The following is a 21,760-nucleotide window of genomic DNA, read 5'->3' as shown; positions in this document are numbered from 1 at the left end:
CCATGAAGACATTACACCTGATATGGCTAAGCTTGTTGCTGGTAACAGCAACGGTTGCCCAACAGCTTCCTAAAACTCCCGACGCGATAAAAGATGCTTTTCCCACGGGAACAGTATTTCATGCCAATATTCCCTACGCGGGTGATACACTACGAAAACACCTGCTGGATATATACCTGCCGCCCGGAGCCAAAGGCAACGTGCCGCTGGTGATCTGGGTGCATGGCGGTGGCTGGATGCACAACGACAAGTACGCCGATATGGGGTATATGAAGGGGACGATCCGGGCGATCCTGGAGAAGGGTTATGGCCTGGCGTCGATCGACTACCGGCATAGTACTACGGCGATCTTTCCGGCGCAGATTCAGGATTGTATTCAGGCGGTGCAGTTCTTACACGACAACGCAATGAAATACAAGCTTGACCAAAGTCACTTTGCCCTGATGGGCTTTTCGGCAGGTGGGCACCTGGCGTCGCTGTTGGCACTGTCGAATAACAACAACATTACGGCATTTTATCCCGGCGGGCGAAAACCTTCCTTTACCCTTCGCAGTGTGGTGGACTTTTACGGCCCCTCTGAATTTTTGATGTTCTATGGCGACTTGCTGCCGACGCAAACGAGTGATCCGATCTCGGTTCTGTTGGGTGCTTCGCCGCTGGCGCGACCGGACCTGGCCAAGCAGGCGAGCCCGGCCACGTATGTCGACAAGGCAGATCCGCCGTTCTTTATCGTCCATGGTGAGAAAGATCCGGATGTGCCGACGGCACAATCATATCTTTTAAAAGCATGGCTCGACCTGGCGAACGTGCGCAATTCACTGACCGTGATTAAAGATGCACCCCACTACGGGCCGATGTTCGACACCGAGCCGACCCGACAGGCATTACTGGCCTTTCTGGATTCTACCTTGCGTTAAATAATACATCGCGTGCCGCGATTTGACCAACGCCTCTTTGGAGGGAAAAATATATCTTTCCGTTCAAAGAATGGTAACTATGCACGAGGCTTATCCTGCAATTGAAGATATCCTGTCGCGCTTTCGGTTGGTGATCGGTCGGGACTATTCGTTATACCGAAATCATGTTTACCGCATCTTTTTAAACTGCACGTTGCTCGATGACGACCCGGAAGCGGCACACCGGTACGCCGTGGCGGCCGTGTTTCACGATATTGGCATCTGGACGGCGCATACCTTTGATTATATCTTGCCATCCGTACAACAGGCATCCCATTATCTCGAAGAGATTGGTCAGCAGGCCTGGATCGAGGAGGTGACGTGCATGATTTACTGGCATCACAAGATCACCCCGTATCGCGGCCGTTATCGACAGCGCGTAGAGGTCTTCCGAAAGGCGGATTGGATCGATGTGTCAGCCAACGTATTATCTTTTGGTGTAAGCCGCCGTGCTATGCGTAACAAACAAAAGTTATTTCCACGGCTGGGCTTTCATCTATTTTTATTGCGGTCGGCGTGGCGCCATTTTCTACGGCATCCGCTCCGACCCCTGCCAATGTTCCGACGGTAGGGGACAGTACACCTCTATGCCCATCTTGCTGTGATTCTTCATGAACAACAATAGGACCTGACCGTGATCTGTCCTAGTCCTTTAAGAACTAGCTTATGAGTAGGTTAACACTAGCTCAAGACTAGGTTACCTCTAGGACATCCTCGCTTTTGCCACTCTTTTAAAGACATTATTTATAAAAAAAGAAGTCCCCCCAAGGGAGTGCCCCTGACGGATCGATACATCTTTCTGCGCTGATTCAATAACGATAAATGCTATTACACAGCCAACTTTGTGGAAGTTAAATCCATTCGGTTATGAAGAATACCAACTCTCCCGGCGGGTGGGCGGGCAGCCTGATGCTGTGCCTGCTGGCCTGCTCCCTTCAACATTGTAGTACAAACACATCGGAAAGTAAACCTCAGTCGGCGGAAGTTGTCGGGGACTCGATCGTGCACGCTGCGACGGTCGCCACACAATACGTGGAAAAAGACGGGCGGCGTATAGCCTACCGTAAGATCGGGCAAGGTCCGGCCATGATCTTGTGTAATCGCTTTCGCGGTACGTTGGACGACTGGGATCCTCTATTTCTAGACCAGTTAGCGCAACACTATACAGTTGTTACGTTTGACTACAGCGGCATTGGTCTTTCGACGTTGGTCAATCCGGCCGACTCGCTCACCGAGGTGAGGGACGTTCGGGATTTGGCGCAGGCCTTGAACATTCAGCAGTGTGTATTGGTTGGATGGTCGCATGGTGGTCGTGTGGCACAATATATAACGGCGCATACGCCTCAACTTGTTTCACACCTCATCCTCTTAGGTACCGGGCCGCTGGGGAAAAATGCTTTTGCTCCGGAACAGATCTTTTTTGACCGGGCCTTGAAGCCTGTAAACGACGAAGACGATGAGGTGGTGCTGTTCTTTGAGCCTCGCTATAAAGCAAGCGTGGAGGCTGCCCGCCAGTCGCGTGCGCGGATACAGGCCCGCACGGTCGACCGTGACATCTATGTTACGCCCGACAAGTTTGAGAAATATTTCCAGACCGTCGCCCGCTATGGCGCAGACGAGAAGGCCCATGCTTTTTTGGCTACGGCCGGCATTCCAATCCTGGCCCTGTCGGGTGAGCACGATATTGTATTTCCGATTGAAGGTTGGTATGCCCTGACGCGACACTATACTTCGCTGCAGATTATTATGTTGCCGCAGGCAGGGCATGGGCCACAGCAGCAATATCCTGCGCTTACGGCCAGTTATTTGCACAACTTTATTACACACACGGCGAAAACGGTGGAATAGTGTGTATGGCAGCGTGCTAAAACACCGACCGTCTCGCTCCCGAGGCGGTTTTTTTATATCCATTGCCGGATCACTACAGGATTTAACCAATTCGTGCTATATCACTAATGCACGGTAGTGGTTTTTTTTGTATCGCTTTGTATACCAGTGACTTCGTAACCTGGCACAAGTATTGGAAGGCGCCGTATGAATCAATCCTAACTCATATGAACCTTACCCCCCTCAACTCCCCCATCGTGCAGCACACATCGCTGCCTTTTGTTGTAAGCCCACTCGAAACGAGCTTACCGATGCTTCAATGTAACGATGGCCTACGCCTGACGCAGGTGGAGATCATCTGGATACAACGTGGTAGCGGATCGCTCATGGCCGATTTTAACACCGTTACATTTTCCGGTAACGTTGTCTTTTGCCTGGCTCCAGGACTGTGCCGTACGCTTACCTCCGCCGACCGGGTGGTAGGATATTACCTTTCCATCAGCCGCGACTTTCTCAAGCTCTCGGAAGGGCAAGCGGATTTATCCATTTTGTCTGCGCAACATGCGCTGGGCAACAAGGTTCTGAGGCTTCAGCCAGATGCCGCGCAGGCCTTTGAAATGCAGGACGTCATTGAGAAAATGCTGCGCGAGTACCATAGCTATTTTATGTTGCGCGCGGAGATACTCAAAAATCTGGTGCGGATATTGGGTATTTACCTGACCCGTAATACGCCTCAGGATCTGGCTGTGGCCGTTAACAGTCGTGATCTTGATATGGTTCGGAAGTTTATGGCGCTGGTGGAACAGCATTATGCCACGAAGAAGAAAGTATCGGAGTATGCCGACGATCTTTGCGTCACGCCCAACTATTTGAACCAGCGCGTGAAGCGTGTGTCCGGCTTTCCGGCCAGCTATCACATTCAACAACAGATTGTGCTGGAAGCCAAACGCCAGGCGGCCTGCCCGGGGTTGCGCATGAAGGAAATCGCCGACGCCCTGGGTTTTCAGGATCATGCTCATTTCAGTAAGTTTTTTAAAACATATTCCGGGGTAAGTTTTTCCAGCTATAAAAGTGCGCTGTTTGCATAATTTTTCTGACGTTATATAGACGCAAGGTTTGATTGCGTACTTTAGTAGTATAAATTAACCGATCTACCCCCCGCGCGTTATGACTCAGCAGCATTCGTTATTCTGCCGATACTTTGTCGTTTGTGTCCTCGTGACCCTGTTCAGGCAGGGATACGCACAGATTCCCACCAACCCGCTGCCGAAGGGATATGACCTGGTTATGACGCGCATGCTGCTGAATGCTACAGGAAACTATATACACGCCGTAACGCAGGGACAGCTGGATATGGACAGTGCGAAAGCGTATGCCTGCCATATTTATCAACTAAACCGTTTGCTGCCGTACAGTGCGGGATATAGTAACCAATGGGAAACTCCGGGTAGCCGGTTGCTGCAAGCGGGGAAGGTTGGTGAGGCTGAGCGGATGTTAGGCACAGCGGCGGGCGAGGCCCGGTTGCAATTGCTGACCGAGTTGGGAAGTTACTACCTGTTTAAGCCAGGCAACGATAGTACAGACTTGTCCCATGCCGAGCATTTTATCCGCAGGCTGCACACCGAGGCAACGCCCGCGTTTCCGGAGAAATGGAAGAATGAATCGTTGCTGCTGCTCGGTAAGCTGTATGCGCAGCGAGGGGCATTGCCGGAAAGTCAACAATACTTTGAAGAGGCTGTACAGACTGTGCGGACCATACGGGATGGTGTGACGCTGGCTGATAACCTGTATGCAAAGGCCATGGGCCTGCCGATTACGCATCCTGCCAAACTTCCCTTACTGGAAGAAGCATTGTCGCTCAGCCAGAAACATGCCCGGCATTTTCTCGAAGCAGAAATAAAGGGGGCTATTGGCACAGAGCACTTTTTTACGAACCCCCGGGAGGCGGAGAAGGATATGTTGGACCTGCTCGAGGTACACACCAAGCTGGGGTATCAGCATTTGCAATATGTGCACAATACGCTGGCGTATATCTATAGCCGTACGAGCGACAACGTGAAAGCGCGGTATCACGCCGAGCAGTCTTTAAAATTCATGGCGAAAACGCACGATGCGGCGTTGGCGTGTATTTTCTATCAGCGCATGGCAGAAGCGCACGGTCAAACTTCCAACATAAAGGAGGCTCTATATTGGAACGAACGAGCCTTAAAAGAGCTTCGGACAAAAGAGAATCAGATCTTCTGGTATAAAAGTTTTTTTGCGCGCGGCAACTGGTTGGTACGTACTAGGGAATTTACGGCAGCCTTGCAGCTAATCGAAGAGGTTGTGACCTCGTTTCCACCGGGAAGCACGTTTGATAAGATGCATCTGGCACTGCTGTTAGGGAATACATATGCGGGCCTAAAACGTTTTGCAGAAGCAGAGCAACAATACCTACAGTTCACCGTCATGGCAGAGAGGTTTCCTCCCGCGTATGTTTATTCGGAGCTGCCCGATGCTTATTTGTGGATCGCTATTTTCTATTTCAACCGACAACAATACGCCCGGTCGCATCTTTATATTGATAAGGCCATGCCATTTGTGGAAAAAAAAGGAGCAGTGCAGGCACTTGCCAATCTACATCTATTATCGGCCAAACTTGACTCGGTCGAGGGGCACTATTTGTCGGCCATAAAGCACTATCGGCAGCATTCGGTTTTTCGCGATTCAGTCTATAGCATAACCCAGCGGAATAAAATAGCGGAGCTGGAAGTGAGATATGAGTCGGCACGTAAAGATCAGGATATTCAACTGTTGACAGAACGAAACCAGCAAGCGGCCTTCGTCCGGAATATTACGCTGGCCGGTGTTGTACTGTTGCTGATCATTTTGGGGCTATTGTATTACCTGTATCGCGCCAAGCTGCGCAGTAATGCGCAACTGCAAAGCAAGCAGCTCGAGATCAGCCAGAAGAACCGGACGCTGCAGCGCCTGCTGGACGAGAAGGAATGGTTGGTAAAAGAGATCCATCATCGTGTAAAAAATAATCTGCATACGATTGTAAGTCTTCTGGAATCGCAGTCGGCGTACCTCGGCAACGACGCGCTGGCGGCTGTGCGCGACAGTCAACACCGCGTGTTTGCCATGTCGCTTATTCATCAGAAGCTGTATCTTTCCGACAATGTCACCACGATTGACATGTCTATTTATATAAAAGAGCTGGTTAATTATCTGGGAGACAGTTTTGATATTGCCCAACGTATTCGCTTCGAGCTCGACATCGAGCCTATCAAGCTGGATGTGGGTATGGCCATACCATTGGGCCTGGTCATGAACGAGGCGATCACAAATTCGATTAAATACGCATTTCCGCAAAATGCTGGTGTCATTACCATATCGCTGAAAGAAGATGATGTGCGATGTCGTCTAATTATTTCGGATAATGGCAGCGGGCTTCCAGTAGACTTTGATAACGTGAATGCCAGTTCACTCGGTATGCGTTTGATGCGTGGCCTGAGTAAAGAGATCGATGCAACCTTTACCATCGCCGGCCATGCCGGTACCATTATTACCATTACGTTTGCTGACAACACCCTACTGCATGCCATTCGCGATGGGCATGCGGCCGAACCCGTGGAGATGATTGTATGAAACAGAAGATCCTGATTGTAGAAGACCAGTTTATCGAGGCGAATAACCTCCAGATGATCCTGGAGCGTGCCGGCCATCGGGTGTGCACGATCGCCCAATCCGTTCATGAGGCGTGGGGTGTTGTCGAACAGGAAAGACCTACGCTGGTGCTCATCGACATATACCTGAAGGGAAAACTAACCGGCATTGACCTGGCGCGTGGACTGAAAGAGCAGAATATTCCATTTGTATATCTGTCGGCTAACTCTCACAAGACCGTACTGGATGAGGCCAAGGCTACGCAGCCGTATGGTTTTTTGGTTAAGCCGTTTCGTGAGAAGGATGTACTCGTGACACTGGATATTGCGCACTACCTGCATGAAAATAGTCTTGAGTCGCGGTTGCGCCATGAGCCAGGCTTGCAAGATCAGCTTACGCGCCTGCTGCCGACGCGAAAAAACGACGCTGCGGAAAAAGACATCGATAGCCCGATCTCGCTGGGTATTGTCGGCAATAGCAAAGCGCTTCGCCATGTGTGGAACCACGTGCGTGTAGTGGCACCGTCTGACACGTCGGTGTTGATCCTGGGAGAAAGTGGTACGGGCAAAGAGCGCATTGCGGAGGCGATACACCAGTTTTCACCACGGCGCACAAAACCGTTGGTGAAAGTCAACTGTGCCGCGTTGCCCGCCACGCTTATTGAGTCGGAATTGTTTGGCCATGCTAAAGGGGCGTTTACGGGGGCTTCCGAGAAGCGTATTGGAAAATTTGAGCAGGCCGACGGCGGGACGATCTTCCTGGACGAAGTAGGGGAGATTCCGCTCGAGCTGCAAGCTAAATTGCTGCGCGTACTGCAAGAGAAAGAGATCGAACCGCTTGGTGGAAAAGCCCCGATAAAGATCAACATTCGGATTATTACCGCTACTAACCGGAATCTGGAGAAAGCCTTGGCGGACGGTCGCTTTCGCATCGATCTGTACTACCGGCTGAATGTGTTCCCCATTGTTGTTCCGCCGCTGCGCGAGCGGAAGGAAGATATCCCCGACCTGGTCAGGCATTTTGTGCAATATTATTCGCGCAAGCTGGGACGCCCGCTTAGCGGTGTGACGGATGAGGTTATGAAGCAGCTTCTTCACTATTCCTGGCCGGGTAATATTCGCGAGCTGGAAAACCTCATGGAGCGAAGCGCGCTTTTATCACAGGGGACGGTGATTGAAGATTGTATTTTACCACAGCAATCCAAAAAAGAGAATATTGATGACAGCCGTAGCATGCAGACACTCGAGGAGAATGAGCGTGAGCATATCCTGGCTGCGCTACAACGGGCCAGGGGTAAAGTATTTGGAGAAGGTGGGGCTGCAGAGCTTTTAGGTATGAATGTATCGACGTTAAATGCGCGTATCCGCAAGCTAGGCATTGAAAAGAAAACGCACTGGGATTAATATACCGGTTGTACAGACGAAAATCGCGATTGGTACAACGGAAACCGTTAGATCGCTATGGTACCAGTTATCCATCGTGATGAGATTTGTGTATGAACATTTACACACCGAAAAATACAGCCCTGGTGCTGGTCGATCCGTTTAATGATTTCCTGTCCGAAGGCGGAAAGTTATGGTCCTATACGCGTGAGACTGTCTCAGGCGTAGGATTGGTACAGAATCTTCAGATACTTCTCGGCGCTGCGCGGGCGAGGGGTATTAAGGTGGTGTATGCACCCCATCATCACACGGAGCAAGGCGATTATCTCAATTGGAAGTTTTACGCTCCTTCGCACATCGGCAGTCAACGCACAACGTTGTTTGAAAAGAATAGCTGGGGTGCTGAGGTTCACCCGGCATTGGTGGCCAAGCCAGGCGATATCATAGCGCAGCATCACTGGACCGGCAGCGGCTTTGCCAATACTGACCTTCATTTTTTGCTCACCATGCACGGCATTGATCACATCGTGCTGGCGGGTATGCGTGCCAATACCTGTATCGATTCTACTGCGCGTTACGGTGTGGAGCTGGGGTACCACGTTACACTGATCAAAGATGGGATAGCGGCTTTTACGTGGGATGAGATTAAGGCTACAACGGAGATTAATTTTCCCAACTACGGCCATGCGTTGCTGACGACTGAAGAATTTGTGGCCACCCTACAACAGGTGTAAAACGATGATACTATTAGCAGAAAGTATCACTTCGGCCATTATACATGCGCCGCAGGAACTGATCCATTTGACAACGTGGCTATTCACGCTCAAAGATCACGAATATCGTGCGTGCTCGTCTGCGCACATCGCTGGCGGCAGCTCTGTCTCACCGGATGGCAAGCTGCTGTCACTCAATGTAGAAATGGTCGGCGGCAATCTGCTGGTACAGCATTACCAGGAGGAAATAAGCGAGCGCTCCCATTGTCGCGTGTACTCGCTTTCCGATTCATTTTCGCCGATGGGACACACCAAGTTGGGCATTACCTGGGAGTTGCAGGCGGTGCGTCGTTCGGATAAGGAGACTGAGCTTATTAATCATGTGATGGTGTGGATGACTGCGGAGTTTGATGCCTTGCTCCACGACGTCGGCATAACTGACCTGGAGTCTATCAAGTCGCGCATGACAGAAAGCCTGGCAGGACATAATCAAGAAGAAACTCCTCGGTTCGCGCAGGATATCGAGCAAAAGGCGCAAGGCGGAATTTGGTTAGCATGATATATCAATTAGTCATATGCCCCGACCTCTTACCTGTTGTTTGTCCTGATATTCGTGCTGGCTAAAGGAGCGACGGATGCATCGATACAAGACTTCCTCCTATTTTTCCATTGTCGAGGGCTGCGATGAGGTCTAACTTTGTTTTATCCTTTTTGCAAAACCTTTAACTATACAGCTATGAATAGAATACTATCAAAAAATATTGTATTTATTACGGGCGCCTTCGTCAGCCATGCCTGCTGGGACGACTGGAAGCTTTACTTTGAAGGTAAAGGGTACAATACAATAGCCCCGCCGTGGCCAGGAAAGGATGCGGATGCGGTGACTCTCCGCGCGCGTCATCCTGATCCGGTATTGGCCGCGGTGACATTGGAAGACATCGTTAATAGCTATGCCCGGATCATCCGGTCGCTGCCGGAGAAGCCGATCCTTATTGGCCACTCTTTTGGTGGCGCCATCAGCCAGGTATTGATGAACCAGGGACTTGCCGCAGCGGTAGTCGCCATTCACGCCGCGCCGCCCCAGGGGGTTTTTCCGTATGAATTGAATTTTTTACGATCGGGCTGGAAGGCACTGGGCCTGTTTACGTCACTCAATAAAACCTATATGATGTCGTTTGAGAAGTGGCAATTTGCCTTTACGAATGGCATGTCGTACGAGGATCAGAAAAATGCATACTATGCGATCGCCATTCCGGAATCTAAACGAGCTGCCCGTGGCGGACTAACCAGCGCAGCCTATGTGGACTTTAAAAAGCCGCATGTGCCGATGCTATTCCTGGCAGGTACAAAAGACCAGATCATTCCTGCGCATCTCTGCGCGCGTGTATTTAAACGGTACAGAGACAAAGGTTCTATCCGCGAGTATAAGCTCAAAGATCGAAACCATTATATTCTGGGGCTGCCCACATGGCGACAGGACGCTGCCGAAATCCTCGACTGGATCGGCAAGCGAGCATAACACAGCTGTTCAATCAATTTATACATCGATCATGAAATATTTAATCATTGCAGCAATTATGGCAACAAGCATTCTTACAGAAACGGCAGAGGCGCAGAAGCCGATTGATCCGGCGAAGGATCCTGCCATTGAAACCCGCACGAAAGCCTTCCTGAATATGCTGAACGGTGGCGGTGGGAAACCCATGGAAACCATGACACCGGGTGATGCGCGCAAAGTACTGGAAGGCGCACAAAGTTCGGTGAAAGTAGACCTGTCGGGTGTGGACGTGTCTGAAAAGACGATCCAACAAGATGGCCTTTCTGTTAAGCTATACGTTGTGCGTCCTTCGGGCGAGGCAGGCACACTGCCAGCATTTTTGTTCTACCATGGCGGCGGCTGGGTACTGGGTGACTTTGCTACCCACCAACGTTTTGTACGGGATCTGGTGGTATACTCAGGTGTGGCGGCAGTGTTTGTTGAATACTCCCGTTCGCCGGAGGTAAAATACCCTGTTGCGTTGAACGAATCGTACGCAGCGCTAAAATGGGTGGCGGCGCATGGTGAAGAGATCAAGGTGGACGGTCAGCGTCTGGCTGTGGTGGGTAATAGTGCCGGAGGAAACCTGGCGGCGGCTACCGCGCTCACGGCGGTGAGGCAGAAAGGCCCGCAATTGAAGTTTCAGCTTTTATTCTGGCCTGTCACGGACGCTAATTTTGAAACGGCATCCTACAACCAATACGCTACCGCACGGTTCCTGACCAAGAACATGATGATCTGGTTCTGGGACAGTTACATACCCAAGGCGCAACGCAACGACATCTTTGCATCACCCTTGAAAGCCGCCTTCAGCGACCTGAAAGGCCTGCCGCCCACACTTGTGCAGACCGCCGAGAACGACGTGTTGCGCGACGAGGGCGAAGCGTATGCCCGCAAGCTCGACGAAGCCGGCGTGGCGGTAACGCTGGTACGCATGCAAGGTATGATTCACGATTACGGATTGCTGAATCCGCTGGCCAACCTGCCGGCCGTACAGTCCGCCTTGCGCGCCGCGGCAGCTGAGCTGAAGAATGCGCTGAAATAATGGCGAGTCTGTGTAACCTCTAAATAAAAGGCCGTCTCCGAGAAGAGACGGCCTTTTATTTCTGAATTCGTTTTAGGGAAAAGACTACTCAATTCCCGCCGATGGTCAAAAACTGCTCTTAAGCAATCCTCGACTCAGAATACAAATCATACGCGGCCACAAGCGATTCCCGGCCCGTCGCTTCATTGTATTTTTGATAGCTGCCGATTTCCTCGCGGTTCTCGACATAAACAGGTCGGTATGCCGCTTCATATTCATCCCAAACAATAAGCAAATAGCTGTAGCCTATCTTGCTTTGCCGGCCGTTTTCCAGCCAAAGGTTAAACGTTTCTTCATCAAGCGACTTGGGGAAATCCGACCCTTCGAACATAATTAAGCATGTATTGTGGACGCGAAATTTAGCCAAAGTAGGCTCATTTGGCAACTCTGATAATTGCTAGCCGAATTCTTGCTAAAATTATGCCCATAAACAAGTCTAGTCATGCACCTTCAAAGCCTCACGACCCGTCTCCTTCGCTATAACCTTTGGGCTAACGAACGTCTTACCTCCTGGTTGATGACAATCGACCGGCACATACTTTATGAGAAAACGGGCTCAAGCTTCGGAACAATTGATCGGGCTCTCCAACATATCCTGGCCGCCCAGGTTTACTGGCATGCGCTGATTGCCAGAGGTGAGATGAATGAGTTTAACACGCCGGTAAGAGAGCATGCAGTCGACGAGGTTATGGCCGATCTTGTTATAAGCTCACAGCAGTTGGTGGATAGCCTTTCCGTACTAAATGAACAACAGTTGATTGAAAGTATTCAGGTTTCTGACAGCACGCAAAGCCGGTACGAATATATCCTGCACGTCGTCAATCACAGTTCGTACCACCGGGGGCAGGTCGTTACCATGTGTCGTGCGCTGGGAGTAACAGTAGAAATACCCGTAACGGACTATGACGCATACCTTTGGTGGATAGAAAATGTCTAATGGACGGGCATCCGTTCAGTGATCTCTATGGTTTTGTTAATCTGTTGAAATTCAGTTTATTGAATGGCCTGTTGCGTCATACTTCTTCAAACTATCCTCCTTTATCTCAAATTTTTTGAGACGAAAGAAACATACCTTTGGTTTGTACATTACTTACCAGGTAGTTATGAAAATTAAACGGCTCGCCATTGCTGTACACATCTTAGTTTGGGTATTGTTGCTGGTTATTCCCTACGTTTCAACCGATCAGATTTTTAGTTCGTTGGATCCCGAGTCAGACACAAAGTATCTTTTGCTTTGCTTTGTTTTAAGTGCTGTGTTGTTGGTAATTTTCTATTTCAATTATTTCCTGCTCATACCCCGGTATCTGCTGGCAAAGAAATACTGGCGCTATTGTTTATTTCTATTGCTGGCAATAGTGATCGCATTTTTGCTTTTAAGTACCACATTTTTGCTTTCTGATTTTAATCCCGAGACATTGGCCCGAAAACATCCGGCGAGTGAAAAGATTATTCCGGTTATCATCATCAATGCCCTTTCGTTGTGGCTCCTGGCCATTGTTTCATCTGTTTTATGGACCGTATATAACAGATTAAAACAGACGGAAAGTGAGAAGCTTTCTGCGCAAATAGCGTCGCTGAAGTCACAGATCAACCCGCATTTCCTGTTTAATACCTTGAACAACATCTACGCGACGGCCATTGATGACTCCCCCAAAGCGGCCGACATGGTGGACAAGCTGTCGGAGATGATGCGTTACACCATGAAAGACATACAACAGGATTTTGTTTTGCTGGAGGACGAAATAAATTACATCAGTAACTTCATTGAATTACAAAAGATTCGTCTCGACAGAAGTGTCAGGCTGGAGTATCATAGCCTGGAAACCATCCCGCCCTTGAAAATCGCCCCCATGCTACTGATTCCTTTTATCGAGAATGCCTTTAAACACGGGGTGAACTCCGAGCAGAAAAGTCGCATCAAGGTGAAGATAACCATGAACAACAACGAAATTCAGTTAAAGGTGTTGAACAATAAAGTGAATGTTCAGCGTGACATTTCTGAAAGGAGCGGGTTGGGGATAGAAAATACAAAACACCGGCTGAATTTGATTTATCCTTCCAAGAATTTGCTGGTTATTAACGATTCTGAAAAGGAATTTTTCGTTTCTTTATACATCAACCTACAATGATCAATGCGATTGCCATAGACGACGAACCGTTAGCACTGACCGTGATTCAATCGCTATGCAATAAAAGTAACATCATCAATCTGCAAAAAACATTCACCCAGCCCAACGAAGCATTAAAGCACCTACGGAAATTTCCGATTGATCTGATCTTTTGCGACATACAGATGCCGGCCATGACCGGCATTAGTTTAGTAAAGTCGCTGCAGCAGAATACGATGGTGATCTTTACCACTGCGTTTAGTGAATACGCCGCCACCAGCTACGAGCTTAGCGCCATTGATTATTTACTGAAACCTATTAATCAAAAGCGCTTTACCCAGGCTATTACCAAAGCACGGGAATATTTTGAATACATTCATAGCAAGAATCAAAGCGCGGATAAAAACATCTTTGTTCGTGCCGATTTTAGTTTGGTGAAAGTTCCATTGGCTGATATTCTATACATCGAAGGGTTGGCAGACTATCTCAAGATCTACATCAAGGATCGAAAAACCATCGTGGCGCGGATGCCCATGAAGGATATGATGGAAAAGTTGGGCTCTGTAGATTTTGTTCGTGTTCACCGTAGCTTCATTTTGCCATTCAGTAGAATCGAAGCCGTAAGAGGAACTACGATTTTTCTCGGCGACAAGGAGTTTCCAATCGGCAGAACGTATGCCGACGAGTTTTTTAATCGCTATTCCCACTAAGCGATCTGTGCCGGAGGCTGCATTCTTCGCATAACTCTTCCTCTTCTTCTCAAAAAATTTTACAGGGTTTCTTTTGATCCCACCTTTGTGTCATGATCATCATGCACATCCATTATTCTAATTCAAGATTATGTATAGGAAAATTGTAATAATCGCGATAATAGAGCTTCTTATTCTTTTAGGCAGCACGACGCTATTGTTAGCGCAATCGAAATATACCGTCAGCGGCACGGTTAAGCAGAAATCGTCCGGCGAGACACTCATAGGGGCAAGTGTGGTCGTGGTTGAGAAGCCTGGTGTTGGCGTCATTGCCAATACCTACGGCTTTTATTCGTTGTCACTGCCGCAAGGCAGTTACACATTACTCGTGTCGTATGTTGGATACAAACAGGAACTGATCCCCGTTGAGTTGAACTCAAACGTTATGATAAATATCGATCTTTCTGACGAGGTCTTGTTGGAGGAGGTAGTAATAAGTTCCAAAAGAAACGATGAGAACCTGACCACAGCAACTATGGGGACGGAAGTGCTGGATATTCAAACGGCCGCAAAGATTCCAGTGGTGTTTGGTGAAAAGGATTTAGTGAAAACCATCCAGCTGTTGCCCGGCGTGAAGTCGAATGGTGAAGGGAGTAACGGGTTTTCGGTAAGAGGTGGCGCTACCGATCAGAACCTTATATTATTAGACGAGGCGCCCGTATACAATGCGTCGCACATGCTGGGCATTTTCAGCACGTTCAATAGCGATGCCATTAAAGATGCCACCATTATTAAAGGCAATAGCCCGGCACAGTTTGGTGGCCGTCTCTCTTCTGTGTTGGATGTAAAAATGCGGGAAGGGAATAATAATAGCTATCGGGTGAGTGGCGGCATTGGGTTAATAAGCAGCCGATTGACGGTGGAAGGGCCTATTCAAAAGGAGAAATCATCGTTTATAATTTCAGGCAGGCGCACGTATGCGGACCTTTTTGCGCGGCTCTCATCTGATTTTAAGGGAATTCAATTATACTTCTATGACTTGAACGCCAAAGGAAACCTGCAAATCAATAGTAAGAATAAGCTATTCTTCTCGGGTTATTTTGGAAAAGATGTACTCGCTGTATCCAATTTTCTGGGGAGTAAGTGGGGCAACTCTACAGGTACGTTGCGGTGGAATAGTTTGGTGAGTAGCAAGTTGTTTTCCAATACTTCGTTCATTTACAGTGACTATGATTTTAATGTGAGCTTCAAGAGTGATGGTAACGAAGTGAACTATAACTCCAATATCAGGGACCTGAACTTGAAACAGGATTTTTCGCTCTACCCAAATTCTAAAAACACCCTGCACTTTGGCTTTAATGTGATACACCATACCATTACCCCCACAAAGGCGGAGGGGACGGATATTGTACGCGATAAGAAAGGACGCAAGGCGCTGGAAAATGCGGTGTATGTGAGCAATTCGTATGAGGCTTCGGACAGAATCAACCTCGACTATGGCGTACGGTTTTCATTTTACAATATTTTGGGCGGCGATACATACCATATTTACCGGGATAATCGGTCTGTCGAAACTATAACCTTGGACGACGGGGAAGTCGGCAAGACCTATTACAATTGGGAACCTCGACTATCCATGAATTTTATCGTGAATCGTACTGCAAGCTTGAAAATGGGATATGCCCGTAATACGCAAAATCTTCATCTCATGAGTAATTCTACCGGTGGCAGTCCAACAGACCAATGGATCGGCAATAGCTACAACATAAAACCGGAGGTGGCCGACCAGGTGAGCTTAGGATTCAGTAAGAACTTTAAGGACAATGCTTATGAGCTAAACGCGGAGACCTATTACAAATCGATGAAAAACCAAATAGACTTCAAAGATGGAACAGACATTAATACTGTTCCCGATATAGAAAGCGAATTGCTGTTTGGTAAGGGCCGGGCCTATGGCCTGGAGATTTTGTGGAAGAAGAAGGAAGGAAAACTCACAGGATGGATCGGCTACACCCTTTCCAAAACGGAAAGAAAGATCAATGGAATCAACGACGGTCAGTGGTACAATGCCAAACAAGACCGAACCCACGACGTATCAATCGTCGCGGTTTACGAGCTTAAGCCCCAATGGACACTATCGGGTACATTTATATACACCACGGGGAATGCCGTTACATTTCCCACCGGCAAATATGTGTTGAACGGCATGACGATGTACCAGTATGGAGGGCGCAATGCAGATCGCATGCCGGCCACACATCGACTGGATCTTAGCGTTACCTATGAAAGGCCGGCGAGAAGAAAATATCAAAGCTCATGGAGCTTTGGTCTGTACAATGTTTATGGGCGCCAAAATCCTTACAGCATAAGTTTCGAAGAGAATAAGAAGAATCCACAAAAAATAGATGCTGTACAAAGCTCACTCTTTCGTTGGGTGCCCAGTGTAACGTATAACTTTAATTTTAGAGAATAAATCATGAGAGATGTCATCAGCATACTATCCGCCGCCTTACTTTTTACAAGTTGCGAGAAGGTAATAGAGTTGGATTACAAGGGTAATCAGTCCCGGGTCGTGATCGAAGGTAATATCACCAATGAACCCGGTCCATATTTCGTGAAAATATCGAAATCCATTGGTTTGTCAGAATCGGGAACCTATCCTGCAATCGACAATGCTGTAGTTGTTGTTCGCGACGATTTTGGGAACAGCGAAACCCTCACTCGTCAAGGAAGTGGCGTGTACGCGACCAACACACTGCAGGGAGTAGAAGGCAGGACATACACACTACTTGTGGAAGCGGAAGGCCAGTCCTACACGGCGCAAAGCACCATGCCTCCGCATGTTCCATTCGATTCTATTAAAGTCGGTGAAGTTACGATTGGTGGCGATATAGAATATCAGCTGATACCGGTGTACAAAGACCCGGCTGTAAAAGGCAATAATTACAGGTTCGTGTTATCGGCAAATGATAAGCTCGAAAATCAGCATCTCGTTCAAAATGATGAATTACGAAATGGTCTTGTAAATACCATCCGGCTGGAAGTAAATGACGATGATCTGAAGTTAAAGCCCGGCGATTTGATCACCCTAACGATGCAATGCGTAGATGCGAATGTAGCAATGTTTTATACAACGTTGGCATTAATGGGCGATAGTGGACCTGGTGGTGGCACCACTCCCAGTAATCCGCCGGGTAATATTTCGAACGGGTCATTGGGCGTGTTTTCCGCGCATACTGTCGAAGTGAAAAGTGTTACGATTCCCTAAATGACCCGAAGTATTTAGGATGGATATATTTCTTTTCACTACGAACATACAAAAGTCGGATCTGGAAAGACTGCGTGCTTTGCTGGAAGGTACTTCCGGCATAAAAAAATGGACGATCGACCTGGATGACTGTGATCATGTGTTGCGCATTGTCTGCCAGGGAATTGATTCAGACGCGCTGCAGGACAAATTGAATGAAATGGGTTTTAACTGTCAGTGCATGCTATAGGCGTGGTGTCGCGATGACAGTTAATCCTTTCCTCAGGTGGTGATTATCTGCTTTACGTAGTCAGTTATAAAACAACAGTTCTATCGCTTGGAAATTGATCTCCCAAATTGGACATACAGCGCGTGCTTTTGTTGCTTTAAACGGTTGAGAACGCATAATTATTTGGCGGACCAAAATTTGGAAGGTATCCAAAAAAATGTAATCGCTGAATATGAAAAGAATTTTGCTCGCAAGCTGTTTGATACTGCAGTGTTATCTGGTGGGATTTGCGCAGGAAGAAATGTCTCTTGATACGCTTTATTCGCTCTCGCTCGAAGAGCTTATGAACATGAACATTGTGACGGCGTCGAAGGTCGCCGAGAAGGCTTCGGATGCGCCCGGCATTATCTCGACCATTTCGGCGCGCGAGATTGAGCAGTTCGGAGGGTTAAGTCTGGCTGAGATCCTGGAACGGGTGACAGGTGTAGTAAACGTGAGTACGAACTCGAATCCCCAAAACATCGTTTCGTTTCGAGGCGATCTTTCCGGAGAAAGTAACAACCATACATTGCTTTTGATCAACGGTCGGCCCAACCGCGAGAGTATCTATGGCGGGATAGACTACGCGGTGCTCCTCGGTATACCGGTAACCGCTATTGAAAGAATAGAGGTTATTCGTGGGCCAGGCTCAGTGCTGTATGGGTCCAATGCATTTTCGGGCGTTGTGAATATCATCCTGAAAAAAGGTGGCGACCAAAACAAGGTGAGCACGTATTTGGGTTCATTTGGTGGCGCCAGTGTCGACGGCTCTGTGAATATTGATAAAGGCGGCGTCAATGTTATGATCGGTTACAAAAATTTTGAAGAAAAGGGATGGAGCTTCAAGGCTACCGATGCCATGGGCGCAAAAGATACTGCCAATTATGAGGAAAAAAACAATGGTCTTGCCGTTCGGGTGGGCTACAAGGGGTTAACGATCAACAGTCTGATTACCGAGAGCACGCAGACAATTTTCGGGTTTGGCAGTCCGATTTGGTTTAATATGCCTAACAAAACAACCTTTTCGCGAAGAGTGTCGACCGATATCGGGTATGAATTGAAATTTTCCGAAAAGGTCACGACAAAAGTAAATGCCACGTTGAACAGCTTTGACCTGAAATTAATAGGGCCGGCGGTGGCCAGCGGCAACAGTGATGATATCATCCTGGAAGTGTCCAACTTCATTCGTCCGACAGACAAATGGAATATAGTGTTTGGCGCATCAGGTTATAAGCAAACCGGTGAGCTTGTAGGATCAGTGCCGAAGTATAACAAAGGATGGTACAACGGTTATGTGCAGGCAGATTATCGTCCTGTTGCACCTTTAAAATTGATTGGCGGATTCCAGGTGAATAAAATTCAAGGAGTCGATGTAAACCTTGTCCCCCGTGTGGGCGCCATCTACAACTTTACGAAAAACCTGGGTACGAAAGTTCTGTATGGGCAGGCATTCCGTGCTGCATACGCCATTGAAACCAATATTAAATCAGCCGTAATCGAGGGCAATCCGAACCTGAATCCGGAAATTCTGAAAAACCTCGATGTGCAGGTGTTCTATTCCAGAACAAAACTGGAGCTGGCGGCCACCTATTTTGACAATCGTAAGGAGGATAACATCACTCGCTTAAATGGAAAATTTGTCAATGCAGGCCGTAACGAAGCCCATGGTTTTGAGCTGGAGGGTAAATATGTTCCCAATGCCAGTGTGTATGCAAACGGCTCTTATGCCTACCAGACCAATAAGCTGGTGGCCGACAACGGTGCGGTTACAGAACATGCGTCGTTAATGCCGAACCATGTTGCTAAGCTTGGCGTCGGGTTTCAAAATCGCCGGGGGCTTTCACTAGGGCTGTATAACATGTATGTATCGAAGTTTCATTCGTTTACTGGTCAGGATGCACTGCCGGGGCATAACGGCGAAACCAAAAGTTACAACACCTTATCGGCAAACGTAAACCTGAGCATCCCCAAGATCTTCGCATTGGATATGCAGGAAGAAATAATTCTTAGCGTCTACGGTACGAACCTGCTGGATGAAAAGATCAACATTCCCGATGTTGCGTCCAGGATGGTGTATTCTCTGCCAGGCAAATCCGGCAGAGCAATATATGCGTCTGCGATAGTGAAATTCTGATGATCGGGGCACAAAAGAGATGCTTAAACATAGGCCCTAAACTTGGCCTGTGTTTAAGTATCATTCAGATACAATTTGGCAATTTGGAGTAAGTAACGTAATATTGCGTTATAACGATATGGGAATAACCAAGTCTGACTTATTTAAGAAGCGCCAGAACAGGGTAGCAACACTGGCGAAGGCTTTCGATCACCCGGCACGGGTGGCGATCCTGGAATATATACTGGCGAACGAGACTTGTATCTGTAACGACCTTGTGGACGTACTACCGCTTTCGCAATCGACGATCACACAGCACCTAAAGGAGCTGAAGCAGATCGGGATCATCAAAGGCGAGGTCGAGGGACCGAAGGTGAACTACTGTATCGATGAAAAAGTATGGGAAGAGGCGAGGGATATATTTATCAATATGTTTTCCAAGTATGTAAAAAAGAATGACTGCTGCTGAGTCATTTTTTTTGCTTAGTCGTAACGTAATATTACAATAATACAATATGAACCTCCATACCGACTTATCGAAGACTGTATCGCAGCTTACTGCGGAATTTAGCGAGATACCTGCCGCGCGTAGGCCAGTGATTAATGAGCTGACGCAATTTGTGCAGGAAAGAGTAAACGCAAAGTTGCCGGTATACCTGAATTTCATCTGTACGCACAACTCCCGCAGAAGCCATCTGTCACAACTTTGGGCTCAGGCGGCTGCGTACTATTACGGTATACAGAATGTGTCTTGTTATTCGGGCGGCACGGAGGCAACGGCTTTTAATCCACGTGCAGTAAAGGCGATGCAGGATGCTGGCTTTAAGATCGTGACACAGAAGGATGGAGAAAATCCAATATATGAGGTCAGGTTTGCTGATGAGGCACCGCCGGTTATTGCTTTCTCGAAAACGTATGGCGATCCGTTTAACCATAACCAGGACTTTGCGGCGGTGATGACTTGTTCTCATGCTGACGAGAACTGCCCGCTGGTGCTGGGCTCGTCAGCGCGTATAGCGTTGCGGTATGACGATCCGAAGGCCTTTGATGGGACGGCACTTGAAACTGCTAAGTACGCGGAGCGCGTACGGGAGATTGGGCGGGAAATTTTATTTGCGTTCTCACAAGTGAAAAAGTCATGAGCAATAAAAAACAACTTAGCTTTCTGGATCGATATCTGACGCTGTGGATCTTCATAGCGATGGCGATTGGCGTGGCACTGGGAAACTTTCTGCCGGTGGAGCAGCTGATGGGCGCCTTTCAGGTGGGAACGACGAATGTATTGATAGCGGCGGGGCTGATTGTAATGATGTATCCGCCGCTGGCGAAAGTGCGGTATGAGCATTTGGGAAAGGTGTTTAGGAATGTAAAGGTGATTAGCCTGTCGCTGGTGCTGAATTGGGTGATAGGCCCGGTGCTGATGTTTGTGTTGTCGCTGGTGTTTTTGAGCGACAAGCCGGAGTATATGGTGGGATTGATCCTGATCGGGCTGGCGCGCTGTATTGCGATGGTGCTGGTGTGGAATGACCTGGCGAAGGGTGATAAAGAATATGCGGCGGGGCTGGTGGCGTTGAATAGTATCTTTCAGGTGATCTTTTACAGTGTGTTTGCCTGGCTGTTTATTACTGTGCTGCCTCCGCGATTCGGTATAGCGGGGTCGGTGGTAGACGTGAGCATGAGCGATGTGGCGGAGAGTGTTTTTTTGTACCTGGGCGTGCCGTTTATAGCTGGCTTTCTGACACGTTACTTCTTTAAGAGAGCAAAGGGTGAGGCGTGGTATGTGCAGCATGTGATACCGAAGATCAGTCCGCTGACACTGATTGCGTTGCTGTTTACCATTGTGGTGATGTTCAGCTTCAAGGGCAAGATGATCGTGGATATACCGCTCGACGTGCTGCGAATAGCCGTGCCGCTGGTGATCTATTTCATCGTGATGTTTGTGTTGAGCTTTTTGTTGTCAAAGCGGCTGGGCGCGAGCTATGCAGAAAACGCCTCGGTGTCTTTTACAGCAACGGGTAATAATTTTGAGCTGGCCATAGCGGTGGCGGTGGGTGTATACGGTATTAACTCCGGCCAGGCGTTTGCGGGGGTTATTGGGCCGCTGATCGAGGTGCCGGCGTTGATCTTGCTGGTGAACCTGGCTTTTTGGTTTCGGGATAAATTGTACGCGTCGAAAACGACATCGTGA

General features: G+C 48.4%; 21 protein-coding genes. 20 read left to right on the top strand and 1 reads right to left on the bottom strand.

Going from position 1 to position 21,760, the window contains the following annotated elements:
* Nucleotides 1–2: 2 nt before the first annotated feature.
* The 10 genes from K7P01_RS09620 (at nt 3) to K7P01_RS09575 (ending at nt 11,108) form a co-directional block, all read left to right on the top strand.
* Nucleotides 3–917: an alpha/beta hydrolase gene (locus K7P01_RS09620; protein ID WP_267292261.1), complete on the top strand. Its 915-nt coding sequence runs from the start codon at nt 3–5 to the stop codon at nt 915–917.
* A gap of 79 nt (nt 918–996) precedes the next feature.
* Entirely contained in the window at nt 997–1,527 is a 531-nt protein-coding gene (locus tag K7P01_RS09615) for a hypothetical protein (RefSeq protein WP_267292259.1), read from the top strand.
* 296 nt (nt 1,528–1,823) lie between these two features.
* Nucleotides 1,824–2,804, top strand: a complete 981-nt coding sequence (locus K7P01_RS09610) for an alpha/beta fold hydrolase (RefSeq protein WP_267292257.1) — start codon at nt 1,824–1,826, stop codon at nt 2,802–2,804.
* 206 nt (nt 2,805–3,010) lie between these two features.
* Nucleotides 3,011–3,871: an AraC family transcriptional regulator gene (locus K7P01_RS09605; RefSeq protein WP_267292255.1), complete on the top strand. Its 861-nt coding sequence runs from the start codon at nt 3,011–3,013 to the stop codon at nt 3,869–3,871.
* A gap of 79 nt (nt 3,872–3,950) precedes the next feature.
* Nucleotides 3,951–6,413, top strand: coding sequence for a sensor histidine kinase (locus K7P01_RS09600; RefSeq protein ID WP_267292253.1), 2,463 nt, complete (start codon nt 3,951–3,953; stop codon nt 6,411–6,413).
* Nucleotides 6,410–7,834 (top strand): sigma-54-dependent transcriptional regulator, encoded by a 1,425-nt coding sequence (locus tag K7P01_RS09595; RefSeq protein WP_267292251.1) that lies wholly within the window; start codon nt 6,410–6,412, stop codon nt 7,832–7,834. Before K7P01_RS09600 ends, K7P01_RS09595 begins: the two co-directional genes overlap by 4 nt.
* Nucleotides 7,835–7,926: 92 nt before the next feature.
* On the top strand, nt 7,927–8,547 hold the full coding sequence (locus tag K7P01_RS09590; protein WP_267292249.1) for a cysteine hydrolase family protein: 621 nt from the start codon (nt 7,927–7,929) through the stop codon (nt 8,545–8,547).
* Nucleotides 8,548–8,551: 4 nt separating this feature from the next.
* Nucleotides 8,552–9,085, top strand: a complete 534-nt coding sequence (locus K7P01_RS09585) for a hypothetical protein (RefSeq protein WP_267292247.1) — start codon at nt 8,552–8,554, stop codon at nt 9,083–9,085.
* A gap of 177 nt (nt 9,086–9,262) precedes the next feature.
* Nucleotides 9,263–10,045: an alpha/beta hydrolase gene (locus K7P01_RS09580; RefSeq protein ID WP_267292245.1), complete on the top strand. Its 783-nt coding sequence runs from the start codon at nt 9,263–9,265 to the stop codon at nt 10,043–10,045.
* A gap of 58 nt (nt 10,046–10,103) precedes the next feature.
* On the top strand, nt 10,104–11,108 hold the full coding sequence (locus K7P01_RS09575) for an alpha/beta hydrolase (RefSeq protein ID WP_267292243.1): 1,005 nt from the start codon (nt 10,104–10,106) through the stop codon (nt 11,106–11,108).
* A gap of 118 nt (nt 11,109–11,226) precedes the next feature.
* Here the strand turns inward: K7P01_RS09575 and K7P01_RS09570 are convergent, their stop codons facing one another.
* Entirely contained in the window at nt 11,227–11,478 is a 252-nt protein-coding gene (locus K7P01_RS09570) for a hypothetical protein (RefSeq protein ID WP_267292241.1), read from the bottom strand.
* 111 nt (nt 11,479–11,589) lie between these two features.
* On the opposite strand from K7P01_RS09570, the gene K7P01_RS09565 reads away from it, so the two are divergent.
* The 10 genes from K7P01_RS09565 (at nt 11,590) to arsB (ending at nt 21,760) form a co-directional block, all read left to right on the top strand.
* Nucleotides 11,590–12,084 (top strand): DinB family protein, encoded by a 495-nt coding sequence (locus K7P01_RS09565; RefSeq protein ID WP_267292239.1) that lies wholly within the window; start codon nt 11,590–11,592, stop codon nt 12,082–12,084.
* A 166-nt stretch (nt 12,085–12,250) separates the two neighbouring features.
* A complete protein-coding gene (locus K7P01_RS09560; protein ID WP_267292237.1) occupies nt 12,251–13,276 on the top strand; it encodes a sensor histidine kinase in 1,026 nt (341 codons plus the stop codon).
* A complete protein-coding gene (locus K7P01_RS09555) occupies nt 13,273–13,965 on the top strand; it encodes a LytR/AlgR family response regulator transcription factor (protein ID WP_267292235.1) in 693 nt (230 codons plus the stop codon). Before K7P01_RS09560 ends, K7P01_RS09555 begins: the two co-directional genes overlap by 4 nt.
* Nucleotides 13,966–14,095: 130 nt before the next feature.
* Nucleotides 14,096–16,417, top strand: coding sequence for a TonB-dependent receptor (locus K7P01_RS09550; RefSeq protein ID WP_267292233.1), 2,322 nt, complete (start codon nt 14,096–14,098; stop codon nt 16,415–16,417).
* 3 nt (nt 16,418–16,420) lie between these two features.
* Nucleotides 16,421–17,212 carry a DUF4249 domain-containing protein gene (locus K7P01_RS09545; RefSeq protein WP_267292231.1) on the top strand — a complete coding sequence of 264 codons (792 nt, stop codon included), beginning with the start codon at nt 16,421–16,423 and terminating at the stop codon, nt 17,210–17,212.
* Between the two features lie 19 nt (nt 17,213–17,231).
* Nucleotides 17,232–17,441: a hypothetical protein gene (locus tag K7P01_RS09540; RefSeq protein ID WP_267292229.1), complete on the top strand. Its 210-nt coding sequence runs from the start codon at nt 17,232–17,234 to the stop codon at nt 17,439–17,441.
* A gap of 211 nt (nt 17,442–17,652) precedes the next feature.
* Entirely contained in the window at nt 17,653–19,593 is a 1,941-nt protein-coding gene (locus K7P01_RS09535; RefSeq protein WP_267292227.1) for a TonB-dependent receptor plug domain-containing protein, read from the top strand.
* A 118-nt stretch (nt 19,594–19,711) separates the two neighbouring features.
* Nucleotides 19,712–20,041: an ArsR/SmtB family transcription factor gene (locus K7P01_RS09530; protein WP_267292225.1), complete on the top strand. Its 330-nt coding sequence runs from the start codon at nt 19,712–19,714 to the stop codon at nt 20,039–20,041.
* A 46-nt stretch (nt 20,042–20,087) separates the two neighbouring features.
* Entirely contained in the window at nt 20,088–20,714 is a 627-nt protein-coding gene (locus K7P01_RS09525; protein ID WP_267292223.1) for a low molecular weight phosphatase family protein, read from the top strand.
* Complete coding sequence (gene arsB / locus K7P01_RS09520; RefSeq protein WP_267292221.1) at nt 20,711–21,760, top strand: ACR3 family arsenite efflux transporter; 1,050 nt, start codon at nt 20,711–20,713, stop codon at nt 21,758–21,760. The genes K7P01_RS09525 and arsB overlap by 4 nt, the downstream gene beginning before the upstream one ends.

Origin of the sequence: Parachryseolinea silvisoli (assembly GCF_021190955.1) — a bacterium.
Lineage (GTDB): Bacteria > Bacteroidota > Bacteroidia > Cytophagales > Cyclobacteriaceae > Ohtaekwangia > Ohtaekwangia silvisoli.
This window is presented reverse-complemented; position numbering and strand designations above follow the sequence as displayed.

What these genes read in the sequence shown, in the direction of transcription:
- K7P01_RS09575 (WP_267292243.1), top strand. Translation starts at nt 10,104, where the DNA reads ATGGCAACAAGCATTCTTACAGAAACGGCAGAGGCGCAGAAGCCGATT.
- K7P01_RS09540 (WP_267292229.1), top strand. Translation starts at nt 17,232, where the DNA reads ATGGATATATTTCTTTTCACTACGAACATACAAAAGTCGGATCTGGAA.
- K7P01_RS09525 (WP_267292223.1), top strand. Translation starts at nt 20,088, where the DNA reads ATGAACCTCCATACCGACTTATCGAAGACTGTATCGCAGCTTACTGCG.
- K7P01_RS09615 (WP_267292259.1), top strand. Translation starts at nt 997, where the DNA reads ATGCACGAGGCTTATCCTGCAATTGAAGATATCCTGTCGCGCTTTCGG.
- K7P01_RS09565 (WP_267292239.1), top strand. Translation starts at nt 11,590, where the DNA reads ATGCACCTTCAAAGCCTCACGACCCGTCTCCTTCGCTATAACCTTTGG.
- K7P01_RS09580 (WP_267292245.1), top strand. Translation starts at nt 9,263, where the DNA reads ATGAATAGAATACTATCAAAAAATATTGTATTTATTACGGGCGCCTTC.
- K7P01_RS09535 (WP_267292227.1), top strand. Translation starts at nt 17,653, where the DNA reads ATGAAAAGAATTTTGCTCGCAAGCTGTTTGATACTGCAGTGTTATCTG.
- K7P01_RS09555 (WP_267292235.1), top strand. Translation starts at nt 13,273, where the DNA reads ATGATCAATGCGATTGCCATAGACGACGAACCGTTAGCACTGACCGTG.
- K7P01_RS09545 (WP_267292231.1), top strand. Translation starts at nt 16,421, where the DNA reads ATGAGAGATGTCATCAGCATACTATCCGCCGCCTTACTTTTTACAAGT.
- K7P01_RS09595 (WP_267292251.1), top strand. Translation starts at nt 6,410, where the DNA reads ATGAAACAGAAGATCCTGATTGTAGAAGACCAGTTTATCGAGGCGAAT.
- K7P01_RS09610 (WP_267292257.1), top strand. Translation starts at nt 1,824, where the DNA reads ATGAAGAATACCAACTCTCCCGGCGGGTGGGCGGGCAGCCTGATGCTG.
- arsB (WP_267292221.1), top strand. Translation starts at nt 20,711, where the DNA reads ATGAGCAATAAAAAACAACTTAGCTTTCTGGATCGATATCTGACGCTG.
- K7P01_RS09530 (WP_267292225.1), top strand. Translation starts at nt 19,712, where the DNA reads ATGGGAATAACCAAGTCTGACTTATTTAAGAAGCGCCAGAACAGGGTA.
- K7P01_RS09590 (WP_267292249.1), top strand. Translation starts at nt 7,927, where the DNA reads ATGAACATTTACACACCGAAAAATACAGCCCTGGTGCTGGTCGATCCG.
- K7P01_RS09550 (WP_267292233.1), top strand. Translation starts at nt 14,096, where the DNA reads ATGTATAGGAAAATTGTAATAATCGCGATAATAGAGCTTCTTATTCTT.
- K7P01_RS09605 (WP_267292255.1), top strand. Translation starts at nt 3,011, where the DNA reads ATGAACCTTACCCCCCTCAACTCCCCCATCGTGCAGCACACATCGCTG.
- K7P01_RS09585 (WP_267292247.1), top strand. Translation starts at nt 8,552, where the DNA reads ATGATACTATTAGCAGAAAGTATCACTTCGGCCATTATACATGCGCCG.
- K7P01_RS09620 (WP_267292261.1), top strand. Translation starts at nt 3, where the DNA reads ATGAAGACATTACACCTGATATGGCTAAGCTTGTTGCTGGTAACAGCA.
- K7P01_RS09600 (WP_267292253.1), top strand. Translation starts at nt 3,951, where the DNA reads ATGACTCAGCAGCATTCGTTATTCTGCCGATACTTTGTCGTTTGTGTC.
- K7P01_RS09570 (WP_267292241.1), bottom strand. Translation starts at nt 11,478, where the DNA reads ATGTTCGAAGGGTCGGATTTCCCCAAGTCGCTTGATGAAGAAACGTTT.
- K7P01_RS09560 (WP_267292237.1), top strand. Translation starts at nt 12,251, where the DNA reads ATGAAAATTAAACGGCTCGCCATTGCTGTACACATCTTAGTTTGGGTA.